Genomic DNA, 14,536 nt, shown 5'->3' with positions numbered 1-14,536 from the left:
GTTCCCCGAGGGTCACGACCAGGTCAGCCCGCCACTCGACGGGCACGGCATCGACGATCGCCGTCTCGACCACCCGGGCGGGGCTGGCCGTGGGGACTTCCACGCCGTGCAGGCGCAGCAGGTCGGCGACCAGTTGCGGGGCCTCGCGGCAGACCTCGACCAGGTACTCGTGGCGGGGGGACGGCATGCCGGACTATCGCCGGAGAGGGCCGTGGGCTGACTGTCATCGGCGCTGTATCAGCGCAAACGGCCCCTGAACACGGAACCAGCGCGAGCCTTGCATCGCGTCGTGACGCCAAAAAAAAAGCGCCGCACTCGGGGGTGCGGCGCCATCGGGGCAGCGGTCAGACCGCCGCGGCCAGGCCCAGCTTGGACTTGAGGTTTTCGTCGATCTTGTCCAGGAATTCCTGGGTGTTCAGCCAGGGCTGGTCCTTGCTGATCAGGAGCGCCAGGTCCTTGGTCATGTGGCCGGCTTCGACCGTCTCGACGCAGACCTGCTCCAGCGCGGTGGCGAATTCGGCCAGCTCAGGGGTGCCGTCGAACTGGGCGCGGTAGTAGAGGCCACGCGTCCAGGCGAAGATCGAGGCGATCGGGTTGGTCGAGGTGGCCTTGCCCTTCTGGTGCTCGCGGTAGTGCCGCGTGACGGTGCCGTGGGCCGCTTCCGATTCGACCGTCTTGCCGTCGGGGCTCAGCAGCACCGAGGTCATCAGGCCCAGCGAGCCGAAGCCCTGCGCCACCGTGTCCGACTGCACGTCGCCGTCATAGTTCTTGCAGGCCCACACGAAGCCGCCTTCCCACTTGAGCGCCGCAGCCACCATGTCGTCGATCAGGCGGTGCTCGTAGGTCAGGCCGTGCTCGTCGAAGCGGGCTTTGAACTCCGCGTCGAAGATCTCCTGGAAGATGTCCTTGAAGCGGCCGTCGTAGGCCTTCAGGATGGTGTTCTTGGTCGACAGGTAGACCGGCCACTTCTTCTGCAGGCCGTAGTTGAATGAGGCCCGGGCGAAGCCGCGGATCGAGTCGTCATAGTTGTACATGCCCATCGCGATGCCGGAGCCAGGGAACTTGGTGATTTCCCGCTCGATCACCTGACCGTCCTCGCCGACGAACTTGATCGTCAGGGTGCCGGGGCCGGGCACCTTGAAGTCGGTGGCGCGGTACTGGTCGCCGTGGGCGTGGCGGCCGATCACGATCGGCTTCGTCCAGCCCGGCACCAGACGCGGCACGTTGTTGCAGATGATCGGCTCGCGGAAGACGGTGCCGTCGAGGATGTTGCGGATCGTGCCATTGGGCGACTTCCACATCTGCTTGAGATTGAATTCCTTGACGCGCGCTTCATCCGGCGTGATGGTGGCGCACTTCACGCCCACGCCGTACTGCTTGATGGCGTGCGCGGCGTCGATCGTGACCTGGTCGTTGGTGGCATCGCGGTGCTCGATGCCGAGGTCGAAATATTTCAGCTCGATATCGAGATAGGGCAGGATCAGCTTCTCGCGGATGAACTGCCAGATGATGCGGGTCATTTCGTCGCCGTCGAGCTCGACGACCGGATTGAGCACTTTGATCTTTTTCATCGAAAACCGTCTCCGTTTCCAGGGCGGGCCCCGGCGCGGGGCCTCTGCGCGCACGCGCGGGCGGGGCCACCGGCCCTCGTCCGCTGCGACCGAGCGAACCTCCCGCCTGCAACCCGGGGGCATTGTACACCACCCGGCCGCTGCTTCGGGCCGCCTGGTGTCTGGTATGATGGGCGTGATGAGCTTTCAAGTTTTCGCCCGTCGGGCCGTCGCTTCCGCCCTCCTCTCCGCCGTGGCCGCCACGCTCGGCTGCTCCGCCATCAGCGGCGGGCCGCAGAACGATCCGGGCGTGGTCGGGGCGCGTCCGACCGGCTACGTCTACACCACGCTCTACAACAAGGGTGCGGTGCTGGAAATCAACACGGTGCAGTCGCGCGTGGACCAGGACCCGATCCTGGTCGGCAACGGCCCGCGTGGTCTGACAATGGACCCTCGCGGACGTCAGCTGTACCTGTACGTGGTCTGTGAATTGGGCAACACCGTGGCCGTGGTGGACCGGCGCAATCGCCTGGTCAACCGCACCATCGCGGTGGGCAGCCGGCCCTATGCCATGGCGATCGCCCCCTCCGGCTCCCGCGGCTTCGTCACCAACACCGACGAGGACACCGTCTCGGTGATCGACATTCCCACCAACACGGTCGTGCAGACGGTCCTGCTCTCGACGCCCATCACCAATCCGGGCGGCCTGCCCCCTCAGGGGGGCACCAACCAGGGCCAGCGCCTGCGTCCCAAGGGGATTGCCACCAATGCCACCGGTTCGCAGGTCTATGTGGCCTGCGAGGGCGGCTTCCTCTGCATCCTGCAAGGCAATCCGGGCAGTGGCGCGCCCACCACCGGGGCGGGTGGCGCGGTCGGGCAGATTGCCAGCTACAGCGTGCAGCGCACCGTGCAGCTGGTTGGGGCGGTGGCCCCGCTCAACCTCGCCGTGGCCAGCGTGAACGCCAACACGGACGTGGTCTACGTGACTGACCCGCGCGCCAACCGCATCTTTTTCCTGAACAGCTCCCAGGCCAACCAGGCCGACGTGCGCGACGTGCAGGGCTCGCCCTACGACGTGGCGGTCGGGCGCAACGCTGCCGGCACGCCTGATTCCGTCTACGTGTCGCTGGAAACGCGCGACGCGCTGCAGGTCTTTTCCGCTGCCGACCTGTCGCCGCGCGGCGATGCCGTGCGGGTCGAGGGGCGTCAACCGCAGGCCGTCGAGGTCTCCTCGCTCGGCAACGAGGTCTATGTCTCGCTGTCGGGCAGCAACAACGTGGCGGTCTTCCAGCGGGTGGGCAACCAGCTGAACCTGCCTCAGGTATTCAATCTGCAGCAGCTGAACCCGTCCTTCATCGCGCCGACCGGCGACCTGGCGCTTGGCGGCTTCCTGTTCAACTAGACGCAAGCAAGAAGGAGACGCGCGATGACGGCCAAGGTGGGCGTGGTGAATCTCGGGTGTGCCAAGAACCTGGTCGACACCGAAATCATGATGGGCTTGCTGGGGCAGGCCGGCTTCCAGCTGGTGGCCGAGAGTGACGAGGCCGATGTGGTGCTGGTCAATACCTGCGGCTTTCTGGTCAGCGCGCAGCAGGAATCGGCCCGGCAGATCCTGGAACTGTCGGACGGTGGCAGCAAGAAAATCGTGATGGCCGGTTGCATGGTGCAACGCCACCGGGAAGAGGTGCTGGAGGCGCTGCCGGAAGTGTCGGCGGCGATCGGGTCGGGCGACCTCAAGTCGATCGTGCGGGTGGTCGAGCGCGTGCTGGATGGTGAGCGCTTCTCGGAAATTTCGGAAAAGCCCACCTATGCTTACGACGAGGTGCTGCCGCGCTTGCAAAGCGGTCTGGGACCGAGTGCCTACTTGAAGATTTCGGAAGGTTGCGATCACCGCTGCGCCTTCTGCATCATCCCGCAGCTGCGCGGCGGCCATCGTTCCCGTCCGATCGAGACGATCGTCGAGGAGGCGCGCCAGCTGGTGGCAGGAGGCACACGCGAGGTCGTGCTGATCGCCCAGGATAGCACGCGCTATGGCCTGGACCGCTATGGCCGGGCGGCTCTGCCCGAATTGCTGGCGGCGCTGAACGAGGTCGAGGGCCTGAACTGGATCCGGCTGCATTACGCCTATCCCATGTACGTCAACGACGCGCTGTTCGAGGCCATGCGCAACCTGCCGAAGGTGTTGCCGTACCTCGACATTCCCCTGCAGCACAGCCATCCCGACGTGCTGCGTCGCATGCACCGACCCACCAACGAGTCGGTGGCTGACCTGGTGGACCGCATGCGGGCCGGCGTGCCGGGTCTCGTGCTTCGCACCAGCTTCATCGTCGGCTTCCCGGGCGAGACCGAGGAAGAATTCGCGCACCTGATGGAGTTCGTGCGCACGCAACGCCTCGACCACGTCGGCGTGTTCGTGTTCTCCCCCGAGGAGGGCACGACCGCCTACCCGCTCAAGGGGCGGGTGACCAAGAAGGTGGCCAACCAGCGGCGCTCGGCCTTGATGGCGTTGCAGCAGGGCATCTCGCAGTCGATTCACGACGAGCTGGTGGGCCAGGAGCTGACCATGCTGGTCGAGGCGATCGAGAGCAAGAGCGGCATCCTGATTGGCCGGACCTTCCGTGATGCGCCCGATGTCGACGGCACCACCTTTGCTCGCTGCGACGATCCCCACGTCGAGCCGGGGGATCTCGTGCAGGTCCGCATCACCGAGGCCAAGCCTTATGACCTCCACGGTGAGGTCGTGCGCACCGCGACCCCGGTATGAACCTGCCCAACACGATCACGCTGGCCCGTTTGGCGCTGGCGATTCCGTGCCTGTTGCTGCTGGAGCGGCAGGGCTGGGAAATGTGGGCCCTCGGCCTGTTCGTGATCGCCTCGCTGACGGACTGGATCGACGGCTATCTGGCCCGCAAGCTGGACCTGGTCACGCCGCTGGGGCAGTTGCTGGATCCGCTGGTCGACAAGCTGCTGGTGTCGGGGGTGCTGGTGGCCCTGACGGCTCGCGGCATCGTGCCGGCCTGGAGCGTGACGGCGATCCTGTTCCGCGAGTTCCTGGTGACGGGCCTGCGGGCGCTGGAGGCTTCGCACGGCGTGATTGTCAGTGCCGGCTGGCTGGGGAAATGGAAGGCGGCTCTGCAGATGATCGCCATCATCGCCCTGCTCTGGAGCCTGGACCCCTCGGGGCGGGCGCTGCGGGCCGATGCCGTGGCCACGCTGGCCTGGTGGACCTACTGGGTGGCGGTGGGGCTGACGGTGGCGTCCGGCGTTCAGTATGGTTGGCGCGCCCGCAACTTGCTGGTCCACTGACCCAGCCTCGCGCCGACCAGCAGGGAATGCCCGTGAGGCCGATCAAAAGGGGCACCATCCCCTTGAGCTTTTTGCTGGAATCCAGGAAACTTGCTTGTTCCCGTTCCTGCCTGGGAATAAGCAGAGTGCAACGGCGGGCGGCCGACGCGGCCGGATGGAAACGTAGCAGGATTGCATGATCTTGATTATCGGGTGCGGGCGATTGGGCGGCAGTCTGGCGGCTCGCCTCGCGGCGGCAGGCAAGGAAGTGGTCGTCCTCGACCATGAGCGGCGCAATCTCGACACCAATTTGCCGCGTGCCTTCCCTGGCCAGACCGTCGAGGGTCTCGAGATCGACAGCGCCGTGTTGAGGCGGGCCGGTATCGAGCGCGCCGAGGCAGTGGCAGCCGTTGCCCGTGACGAAAGCACCAACATGATGGCGGCGGATGTGGCCCGGCAGATTTTCCGCGTTCCGCGGGTGGTGGTGCGCATCGACGAACCGCGCATGGCGGCGCTCTACATGGCCAACGGCTTCGAGGTGATCAGCCCGATGGTGGAAGGCACCCTGGCGCTGGAACGCGCCCTCGCCAAGGGTGAGCGCGTGTCATGAAAATTGTGATTGCCGGTGGCGGCAAGATCGGTCTGCACCTGATTCGCGGCCTGCTGGCCCAGAACCACGAGGTGGCGCTGCTGGAGCGCGATCGCCGCGTCTGCGAGTCGGTTTACCGCGAGTTTGACGACGTCTCCGTGATCGCGGGCGATGCCACCAACCCCGAACTGCTGTTGCGGGGCGGGGTGGAGCAAGCCGACGTGGTGGTGGCGGCGGCCGGGCGGGATCAGGACAACTACGTCATCTGCAAGATGGCCAAGGACCTGTTCCGCGTGCCGCGTACGCTTGCCCGCGTCAATGACCCGCGCAACGAGGAGCTCTTCAAACTGGCGGGCGTTGACCTGATCATCAGCGTGACCTCGATGGTGTCGCGCGCGATCGAGTACGAGATCATCCCGCACGAGGCCATGACCCTGCTCACCTGGCATGAGCGGATGTCGGTGGTCGAGATTGACCTGCCGCCGGATGCCCCGGTGGTTGGCCTGGCCCTGCGCAAGCTCGATTTGCCCCCCAATTCTCTGATTGCGGCCGTCTGGCGCCAGGGCGAGGCCTTGATCCCGGACGGCAACACGGTCCTGCTGGCCGGTGACGAGGTCTTCGCCATCACGCTCAAGGGCAGCGAGGAAACGCTCCGCACGATGCTGGTGGGAGAGGACTGATTCCGTGGCTGCCGAGCAGCGTCCCCTCTCCGAACGCAGCGGTCGTCATCACGGGCATCAGCTGAGCTGGTGGCTGGCGGCTGGCCTTGTGGGTGCCGACATCGGCACCTCGGTTTTCTACAGCACGGGCGTGCTGTATCCGCTGGTCGGCTTCACCGCGCCTTTCTTCATCACCCTGGTCTGTCTGGCCATGTGGCTGTTCAAAACCGCCTACCAGGAAGGTTGCGCCGTCAACCCGCTCAACGGCGGGGCCTACAGCATGGTGCTGCAGACGGTGGGCCGACGGGCGGCGCTGGTGGTGGGGTCGTTAACGATTCTCTCTTACCTGGCCACGGCCGTTGTGAGCGCGCTGTCAGGGGCACATTATCTTTCCACGCTCTGGACTGCCCCCTGGCCCACCTGGCTGATCGTGGCGGTTGCGGCGGTGCCGGTGGTGCTGTTTGCGGGCCTGAACCTGCTGGGCCTCAAGGAATCGACCGTGCTGGTCTTCGGGATTGCCGCCTTCCATTTTGTGGCGCTGATCGTGATGGACGTGTACGGCCTGTTGCTGGCCCTGACCCAGGGGGCCCACTGGGACCGCTTGACCTCGGGCTTTGCGGGGCTGGAGCTGCATGCGGTCACCATGGCCTTCGCGGCGGCCTTTCTCGGCATCACCGGCTTCGAGTCGGCGGCCCAGATCATCGAGGAGATCCGCGAACCGACGTGGAAGGCGATCCGCAAGATCTACCTGACGATTGTCCTGCTGGTGAGCTTCACCGGTCCGCTCTCGTCGCTGCTCTGCATCGTCTTGCTCTCGGACGCCGACATCGCCCGCTACAAGTCGGCCTTCTTGTCGGGCCTGGCTGTCTACGAGGGCGGCACGCCGATGCTCTACTTGCTGGTGGCGAACGCGTGCCTGACCCTGTTCGCGGCGGTCAACACGGCCTTTGCCGGGGCCACCGGTCTGATGACCACGATGGGCAAGCAGGGCAACCTGCCGGTGCTGGTCCTGCGCCAGTGGGGCGATCGCCTGCCGCAGCTGAAAGGTTTCCCCTTCGTGGCGCTGCCCTTCGGGGCGCTTTGCCTGCTGATGATGGCGGTGTTTCCTGGCAACGTCGATCGACTCGGCGAGGTCTACGGGATGGCCTTCCTGAGTGTCATGATCTCCTACTGTGCCGGCGTGGTGTTGCTGCGTCTGCATCAACCGACCAAGGTCTCGCGCGCGCCCTGGACCAGCCATTGGACCTTCAACTGGCGGGGCACGCCGCTGCCCATCGCCGCGGTGGCCGGCTGTCTGGTGCTGGTGCTGGCGGACGGCATCCTGATTGCCACCGCCCATCACGCCCGGGACCTGGGCTTGCACCTTTTCATGGCAGTCTTGCTGGTCATGGCGCTTTACCGCCTGGGGCAGGTGGAGTCACGCATGGTGCGCTTGCCCGACCTGCGCCTCGGCATCGGCAAGTACCGTGGCGTCGACAAGCTGCCCGAACTGCCCACCTATGTCATCTGCACCGCTTCGATCGTGCCGACCAGCCTGGTCTCCACCATCAGCTACCTGCTCAAGCGCCACGGTGAGGACATCGAACTGTTGCTGTTTCATGCCGAAGAGCAGCAGGCGCCGCACGGGGTGGTCTCGGAGGGGCTGGAACGCCTGATTTCGCAGCAACTGGAGGATTTTTACGCCGAGCGGAACTTTGTCTTGGGGGTCAAGGTGCTGCCCGGCAATCTGATTGAGGTCCTCACGGAGTACGGCAAGACCCGGCCCTTCACGCGCATTTATATCAGCACGGGCCACGACCCGGAATCCAGTGAGGAACTGCGGGCCCACCTGGCGACCGAGATGTCGACCGAGGTGGAGCGGCTCGATGAGCGCACCCTGCCGAAGGGACCGGGCGTCTGGTATACCCAGTGGTCCCAGGGGCAGCGCCAGTCGAGGGCCTGGGGCACGCGCGGTAACACCGGACCATTGCCTCACGAGTTCTGAGTCTGGCGGGGACGCTTCATACTTCCCCCAGGATGCGCCCTTGATTCTGGCGATCGACGCCAGGTTTGTCGCGTGGCAAGTCCGGTCTGAAAGGACCGCCGCTATCAGGTGGGCAGCATGCTGGCCGCGGGGTTGGGTTCCTCCGGCCTCGGCGTGCGCCATTGCCGCCATCTGGCCCGCCACTCCTCCACCTGGGTGCGCAGCCGCTGCATCCCCTCGTTCCAGGCGTAGGCCAGCCATTCCCGCCAGTTGCTGGGCAGCTTCTCGTTTTGGACTTCTTCGATCGGCTCCTGCTCGTCCTCGAAGCCCTTGGGCGCGAGTTCGACCCGCAGCGACAGGCCCGCGATCTCGCCGCCGAACTTCTCGCCCACTCGCTTGCGCGCGGGCTTGTCGCGCACGACGACCACCATCTCGCGAGGGTTGTTGGTCCGGGTCAGATAGGTGCCGAGCACCCCGTCGACCTGCTGAACCTCCTGAGCGGCCTTGCGGTAGGTGGCCAGCGCCTGGCCTTCCTCCGCCGGGTCGAGCGGCAGCGGCTTGCGCATCCCGGGGGGATCGGCGCAGCCCAGCAGGCCGGCCAGCGCCACGCCGAGCAAGAGTCGACAGACCATCGGGTTAAGCGTGCGGCCCGATGGGAATGAAGATGCTATCGGCTCGCCCGCTTGCTGGGCAGGCCAACTCCGTGACCGGGCATGGGGTTCGGAACACGAGGGCATGGGTGGCATTTCCCACTGAGCGACACGGGTGCAGCAACGTCGAATTTTCAAGAAGCGAAAACGTGCCCACGGGCGACGGAGTCTGGTCTGCGATGTGCGGGACGGATTGACAGTGCTGCTGCTGGCGGCCGGCATCGCGTTGACCTGCCATGCCACCGTGGCCGAAGCCCGCTTCATCCCGTCGTCCTCGATGGCCCCCACGCTGGACGTGGGCGATCGCCTGGTCATCGAGAAGATATCGTATCACCTGCGCACGCCCCGCTGCGGTGAGATCGTCGTGTTCCACCCCCCCAGCAGCGCGCTCTCGCGACAGGTGGACGCGGACCCGAACATTCCCTGGATCAAACGCGTGGTGGCGCTTCCGGGGGACCACGTGGCGTTGTCGCACGGACGTGTCTTCCGCAATGGCAAGGCGCTCGCGGAGCCCTACGTGACGGGGGTGGGTGCCCGACTCACCATCACGGAACGCGAGGTGCCCGCCAACAGCGTGTTCGTGCTGGGCGACAACCGCGCCCATAGCATCGACAGTGCCACCTGGGGCCCCTTGCCGGTGGCCAACATCATCGGGCGCGCCTCCTTCTGCTTCTGGCCTCCGGAGCGCGTCGGAGGACTGGAAACCCCGCGCTTTGGGCTGAGTGTCGCCAACAGAATGACCGGCCTCAATTGAGACCGGCCTGCTCCGTGTCGTTGGCGACGGTGTGATTCAGCGGCGGAACGGCGGACGTCCACCGGGCGTGTGATCACCCTTGTTTCGGAAGGTGATCCGGCCACGCGTCAGGTCATAGGGAGACAGTTCCACCTTCACCCGGTCGCCGAGCAGCACCTTGATGCGGAAGCGGCGCATGCGCCCGGCCAGGTGCCCGAGTACTTCGTGACCATTTTCGAGGGTGATCCGGAACATGCCGTTGGACAGGGCCTCCACGACCGTGCCGTCCATTTCCAAAACGTCTTCTTTGAGCAAACAATTGTCTCCTGCTGATCGCCCTCCCCCAGGAAGGCTACTTAACTTTTATTTTACCAAGTCATGTCATAACACGCACAGGCTGGGCGCGGCAAGGCGCAAATTACACCGGCTGCTCGGGCAATCTGGACGAGAGCCCCGCCCAGCGGGTATGGCATCGATCGAGGGGGTGACCTGGCCACCCTGTCTTTGATGGTCAGGATCGGGGAGGAAGCGGGTTGGCGAGGCGCTGGGCGATCGCCCTGGGGCTGTTGGGTGGGTTCGCAGGCGCGGCGGCGCTGGCCGTGGCGATCGCCACCACGCCGGCGGTGTCGACCCGCCTGGCTCAGGAAGCGCTGCGGCGTCTGGCGTCAGACCTGCCGGGCGTGGTCAGGCTGAAGGACCTGCAAGTCGACCCTTGGCGGGCGCAGGCGGTCGTGACGGGCTTGACCCTGTCCACCCGGCAAGACCCGGCGCGCCCCTTGCTGGCGGTGCCTCGCCTGGAACTGGCCTGGAGTGGCTGGGCGCTGCTGTGGGGGCGCTTCGAACTGACGCACGTGCAGGCCGAGGCCCCGCGCCTGGCCGTGCGCCACCTCGGCGCGGGCCGGACCGACTGGGACGCGTTTTTGAGCCCCACGGAGCCGGCCCAAGGCGCCTCGCCGATCGACCTGCGGCGCGTCAGCTGGCGTGATGGCGTGCTCGATTTCGAGGACCTGCCCCAACACCTTTCCCTGGCGCTGGCGGGGGTGGCGGGAGATGTTCAGCTGCGTCTGGATGAATCCGAGGCCGATGGCGGGGTGCGCGCGCACGCCGGCACCCTGCGTTTGAAGGGCGAAAGCTGGCCGCTCGGCCCGGCTGAGGTTCAGTTTCGACAGGCCGATCGACACGTCACCCTGCCCAGGGTTCTGCTGGATGCCCAGGGGCTGCGCCTGCGGGCGCAGGGCGAACTGACCGGCCAGGGGCGCGACTGGCAACCTCGCTTGGCGGGCATTCTGGACGCCGAACCCGGCAGCTGGCCGCGCTGGCGGCAGCTCCGCCCGCTGGGCCTGGCGGGTCAGTGGCGCTGCGACTGGCAGACGGCGGGCCTGCTATCTCGACCCGAACTCGGATTTCAGCTGACGGGGCGTGCGCTGCGACTGGGTGGCCTGGCCGTGCCGGCCCTGTCGGCCCGACTCCGGCTGACCCCTGACCAGTTGCTGCTGTCGGATGCTCGCGCGACGCTCGTGCGGGGCCGCCTGCGCGCCCAGGGCGAGCTTCCCCTGGTGGCGGGCGCGTCCGGCCGGCTCGAACTGGATGGGCAGACTTTGCCCATCGTCACCCTGGCGAAGCTGGCTGGGGTGACGCTGCCGCTTGGTCTGGAAGGCGACATGTCCGGCCATCTGGTGGCGCGTGGCAGGGGGCTGGACCTGAGCGACTGGCAGCTGGATGGCCCACTCGGGCTCAGCGGGCGCTTCGCGGCCGTGCCCGCCGCGGGCTCCTACCGCCTCGCCGCGCAGGCGCAGTTGCGACGCCGTCGGCTCGACTTGCTTCACCTGCACGCCGCCTTCGCGGGCGGTTCAGTGAACGGCCGGATGCGGATCGCCGACGTGATGGCGCCCTCCCCGCTGGTGACCCTGGTGGGGCGCCACAGCCAGCTCGACCTGGCTCCCCTGCTGGCCCTGGGGGAGACCAGCGCGCCGCTCCAGGGCCGGGTGGATGGCGCGTTTCGCCTCACCTTGCCGGGCACCGATCGGCGCCGCTGGTTCGGCGAGGGGGCGGTGCAGCTGGCCGGTCGGGTACCCGCTGCGGAAATCGACGCCAGCGCCGACGTGCCCCTGAGCGGGGGCAGCCCCTGGCGCCTGCGCGATGATCGGCTCACCCTGCCCGGGGGATATGGCCGCTTGCTGGGCGGTCGCCTGCATTTCAATGGGAGCGTTCCGCTGGACGCCCCCAGCACCCAGGCGCGCCTGACCGTCTCCCTGCAGGACTTGTCGATGGTGGAAATTGGTCGCCGCTATCTGGCCAGCCTACCTCCGCCCGCGGGCCGCCTGGACGGCACCTTGCAGGTTCACGGGCGCCGGGTCGAGCTGGAGCCGGTGCGGCTTCACACCCTCGGGGGACGCGTCCGCCTGAGCGGGCACTGCCAGGTCGCGACCCCGCCGCGCTACGCCCTGAACGCTGAGGTGAGCGAGCTGGCGCTGGATGCCCTGCAGACCTGGCTCAATCCGGGGGCCATGCCGCTGTCGGGGACGGCCGGGGCGAGCCTGACCGTGATGGGGGCCGGCAGTGCTTACCAGGTCGCCGGACCGTGGCGGTTGCGTGGCACAGCCTGGATGCCGGAGGGGCAGATTCCCGGTGCCCGTCGGATGGTCCCGGTCACGGGAAATGGGCGGATGCGGCTGACCCCGGGCGCCCTGGCGTTGGAACGGGCCCACGTGCAGCTGGCCGAGCTGGCCGTGCAGGGCGCGGGACGCTATGACCCCCGCGGCGATACGGCGATCGCCTTCCAGGCGGAAGCCTCGCGTCTGGGCCCCGCCGCCCGGATCCTGGGCCTGGCCGGCCTGGAGGGGGAGGGACTGCGCCTCCAGGCCCGTGCGCAGGGGCCCGCCCGCCAGATCCGGCTGGGGGGACGCCTCTCCGCTGACTGGCTGGCGCGTGGGCAAGCACGATGCGAGCGTTTCTTGGGGCAGTTCTCCGGCGAGCTGGGGGAGCGCTTGCGGCTGCGCGGACAGCTGGCCGGGCAGGGCAGCGAGGCCGCCGGGGTCTCCCTCTCGCACTGGCGTCTGCCCTTCCAGTACGACGCGCCGGGGCGATCGCCGACGGCCGGCCGCCTGGAGGCGCCCGACCTGCGCGTGCAGTTCGAGCGTGGACAACTGCTGGGCCGGCTCAGCTGGGATCGCCCCTCCGGAACCGCCGGGCTCAGGCTTCAATCCAAGGCCCTGACCCTGGGTGACCTGCTCACGGCCATGCCGGGGCAGAATGCCCCGCGGGAAACCCCGGTTCGCCTGGCGGTGGACCTGCGGGGCCAGGCTAAGGATCTGGCCGGCGAGGCCAGGCTTGAGGTGGCGCCTTTCGAGCATCGCAAGCATCGTTTCGGGGCGAGCCAGTTGCGAGGAGAGGCCCGCAGCGGCATCCTTCGGCTGATGGGCAGCCTGTTCGGTGGGCAGGCGACCCTGCAGGGCCGGGTGCCACTGGGCGGCGGGGATGTTTCGCTGCGCCTCGCTTCTCCGGGGGTGCGCCTGGCGCCCCTGCTGGCCTGGTTCCCGGAGGCGTGGCGGGGTAAGGTGCAGTGGCCGACCGATGGTGAGCTTCAGGGTACCCTGCAGGTCAGTGCGGACCCCAGCCGGCCGCGCCAGGCAAAGGCGAGCCTGGATGTCAGCCGCTTCCAGCTGAGCTATCCCGATCTGGAGGTGCGCAACGACGGTCCCTGGGTATTGCGTCTGGCCGATCGCGCCCTGCACGTCGAGGCCTTCCGCCTGGTCGGGGGGGGGACGCGCCTGGGCGCGCACGGAACGGTGGGCCTCGACCGCGCGGCTGACCTGGCCCTGGATGGCACCCTCGACATGGCGCTGCTGGAAAAAGTGGCCCCGGGGCAATTTGCCGGGGCGATCGGGCAGGTGCGGGTCGAGGGGGCGCTGCGCGGCCATCCGGGACGCGCCGATGTGCAGGGGTTCCTGAACCTGCGCGACGGACAGCTGGAAACGCGCAGCCTGCCGCAACCGATCCACGATATGTCAGCCTCCCTGCGGGTCACCCACAACCAGGTCTATCTCGATGAACTTCAGGCCGGCTTCGGCCAGACCGGGCGTTTGGAGGCGGTTGGCGGCGCGCAGCTCGATGGGCGCGGGGTGCCCAAGCGCGTCTCCCTGCAGTGCAGTGCCCGCGAGATCGGGGTGCGGGCGCCGGGCCTGGAGGCCCTGGCGAATGCGGACCTGACCTACGTCGGGGCGGCAGGCAAGGGCAAGCTGGATGGCCAGATCAAGATTCTGGAAGGGGCCTACACCAGAGATGTGGCGCTGACCCCCAGCCTGGGAACCCTGCGGGCGCCGCGCGGCAGCGCCGCCGAGTTGCTGGCCAATCCGTGGATCGCCCAAACGGCCCTGCGCCTGCAACTCAGCATTCCGGACCGCTTCGTGGTTCGCAACAACATCGCGCGCGGCGAGTTGCGGGGCGATGTGCTGGTGCTCGGGACGCCCGGCCAGCCGGTGGCGGTGGGGCGCGTGGAGGCACGCGATGCGCAGTTCACCTTTCAGGAGCGCGCCTACGAGGTCGAAACGGCCACGGTCGACTTCATCGATCCGCACCAGCTGGTGCCTTATCTCAACCTGGCCGCGAAATCCACCATCCAAGGCGTGGACGTGCGCCTGCAGGCCACCGGCACGCCACAGAAGTTGAAGCTGGATCTCAGCAGCACCCCGATGATGAGTCAGACCGATATCCTGACCCTGATCGCGACGGGCCAAACCCAGGGCGCGCTGAACGAGGGCGGAGGCGCCGGGCTGACGACCGCCTCCAATTTCCTGCTCGACCAGGTGGCAGCTGGCGTCGCCCGTAGCATCACCGAGCAGGGGGTGGTGGATGTCCTGAAGGTCAAACCGGGGTCGGTCGACCCGGCAGGGCCTGGCGGAGCCAGCTTCACGGTCGGCAAGCGGATCAATGAAAAGCTGACGGTGACCTACACCCAGGACATTTCCGCCCCTGCGGGCAAGACCCCCGGGCGGGTCATGATCTTCGATTACCTGCTGACGGATGTGATCGTGCTGAAACTCGAACAGGACCTGGGCGGCAGTTTCAATGCGTCGGCGCGTTACCGGTTGCCGATTCGATGAGCGGG

The 14,536-nt window shown here is 67.4% G+C and carries 12 protein-coding genes; 8 read left to right on the top strand and 4 right to left on the bottom strand.

Annotation, left to right across the window (positions count from 1 at the left end; all coding sequences use genetic code 11):
- Positions 1-187: hypothetical protein (locus tag VKP62_00845; protein MEB3195727.1), on the bottom strand; the 187-nt coding region annotated here is incomplete at its 3' end.
- 157 nt (positions 188-344) lie between these two features.
- Entirely contained in the window at positions 345-1,571 is a 1,227-nt protein-coding gene (locus tag VKP62_00840; GenBank protein MEB3195726.1) for an NADP-dependent isocitrate dehydrogenase, read from the bottom strand.
- A 178-nt stretch (positions 1,572-1,749) separates the two neighbouring features.
- Here VKP62_00840 and VKP62_00835 point away from each other — a divergent pair, with 178 nt between their 5' ends.
- The 6 genes from VKP62_00835 to VKP62_00810 all read left to right on the top strand — a co-directional run bounded on the left by VKP62_00835 (position 1,750) and on the right by VKP62_00810 (position 8,067).
- Entirely contained in the window at positions 1,750-2,952 is a 1,203-nt protein-coding gene (locus tag VKP62_00835) for a YncE family protein (GenBank protein ID MEB3195725.1), read from the top strand.
- 24 nt (positions 2,953-2,976) lie between these two features.
- Positions 2,977-4,314: a 30S ribosomal protein S12 methylthiotransferase RimO gene (gene rimO, locus VKP62_00830; GenBank protein MEB3195724.1), complete on the top strand. Its 1,338-nt coding sequence runs from the start codon at positions 2,977-2,979 to the stop codon at positions 4,312-4,314.
- Entirely contained in the window at positions 4,311-4,856 is a 546-nt protein-coding gene (gene pgsA / locus VKP62_00825; protein ID MEB3195723.1) for a CDP-diacylglycerol--glycerol-3-phosphate 3-phosphatidyltransferase, read from the top strand. Before rimO ends, pgsA begins: the two co-directional genes overlap by 4 nt.
- A gap of 175 nt (positions 4,857-5,031) precedes the next feature.
- A complete protein-coding gene (locus tag VKP62_00820; GenBank protein ID MEB3195722.1) occupies positions 5,032-5,445 on the top strand; it encodes an NAD-binding protein in 414 nt (137 codons plus the stop codon).
- Positions 5,442-6,104, top strand: a complete 663-nt coding sequence (locus VKP62_00815) for an NAD-binding protein (protein MEB3195721.1) — start codon at positions 5,442-5,444, stop codon at positions 6,102-6,104. Before VKP62_00820 ends, VKP62_00815 begins: the two co-directional genes overlap by 4 nt.
- Positions 6,105-6,108: 4 nt before the next feature.
- Positions 6,109-8,067 carry an APC family permease gene (locus VKP62_00810; GenBank protein ID MEB3195720.1) on the top strand — a complete coding sequence of 653 codons (1,959 nt, stop codon included), beginning with the start codon at positions 6,109-6,111 and terminating at the stop codon, positions 8,065-8,067.
- Between the two features lie 104 nt (positions 8,068-8,171).
- On the opposite strand, the gene VKP62_00805 is transcribed toward VKP62_00810, so the two are convergent.
- Positions 8,172-8,678 (bottom strand): hypothetical protein, encoded by a 507-nt coding sequence (locus VKP62_00805; GenBank protein ID MEB3195719.1) that lies wholly within the window; start codon positions 8,676-8,678, stop codon positions 8,172-8,174.
- A gap of 133 nt (positions 8,679-8,811) precedes the next feature.
- Between VKP62_00805 and lepB the strand changes: the two genes are divergently transcribed.
- On the top strand, positions 8,812-9,450 hold the full coding sequence (gene lepB / locus VKP62_00800) for a signal peptidase I (protein MEB3195718.1): 639 nt from the start codon (positions 8,812-8,814) through the stop codon (positions 9,448-9,450).
- A gap of 36 nt (positions 9,451-9,486) precedes the next feature.
- On the opposite strand, the gene infA is transcribed toward lepB, so the two are convergent.
- Complete coding sequence (gene infA / locus VKP62_00795; GenBank protein MEB3195717.1) at positions 9,487-9,744, bottom strand: translation initiation factor IF-1; 258 nt, start codon at positions 9,742-9,744, stop codon at positions 9,487-9,489.
- A 218-nt stretch (positions 9,745-9,962) separates the two neighbouring features.
- On the opposite strand from infA, the gene VKP62_00790 reads away from it, so the two are divergent.
- A complete protein-coding gene (locus tag VKP62_00790; protein ID MEB3195716.1) occupies positions 9,963-14,531 on the top strand; it encodes a translocation/assembly module TamB domain-containing protein in 4,569 nt (1,522 codons plus the stop codon).
- The last annotated feature ends 5 nt before the right edge of the window (positions 14,532-14,536 follow it).

Source organism: Candidatus Sericytochromatia bacterium, assembly GCA_035285325.1.
In the GTDB taxonomy this organism is placed as follows: domain Bacteria; phylum Cyanobacteriota; class Sericytochromatia; order S15B-MN24; family JAQBPE01; genus JAYKJB01.
Note: the sequence above shows the minus strand (reverse complement) of the source record. Positions and strands in the feature narration are given on the sequence as shown.

What these genes read in the sequence shown, in the direction of transcription:
- VKP62_00840 (MEB3195726.1), bottom strand. Translation starts at nt 1,571, where the DNA reads ATGAAAAAGATCAAAGTGCTCAATCCGGTCGTCGAGCTCGACGGCGAC.
- VKP62_00835 (MEB3195725.1), top strand. Translation starts at nt 1,750, where the DNA reads ATGAGCTTTCAAGTTTTCGCCCGTCGGGCCGTCGCTTCCGCCCTCCTC.
- rimO (MEB3195724.1), top strand. Translation starts at nt 2,977, where the DNA reads ATGACGGCCAAGGTGGGCGTGGTGAATCTCGGGTGTGCCAAGAACCTG.
- pgsA (MEB3195723.1), top strand. Translation starts at nt 4,311, where the DNA reads ATGAACCTGCCCAACACGATCACGCTGGCCCGTTTGGCGCTGGCGATT.
- VKP62_00820 (MEB3195722.1), top strand. Translation starts at nt 5,032, where the DNA reads ATGATCTTGATTATCGGGTGCGGGCGATTGGGCGGCAGTCTGGCGGCT.
- VKP62_00815 (MEB3195721.1), top strand. Translation starts at nt 5,442, where the DNA reads ATGAAAATTGTGATTGCCGGTGGCGGCAAGATCGGTCTGCACCTGATT.
- VKP62_00805 (MEB3195719.1), bottom strand. Translation starts at nt 8,678, where the DNA reads ATGGTCTGTCGACTCTTGCTCGGCGTGGCGCTGGCCGGCCTGCTGGGC.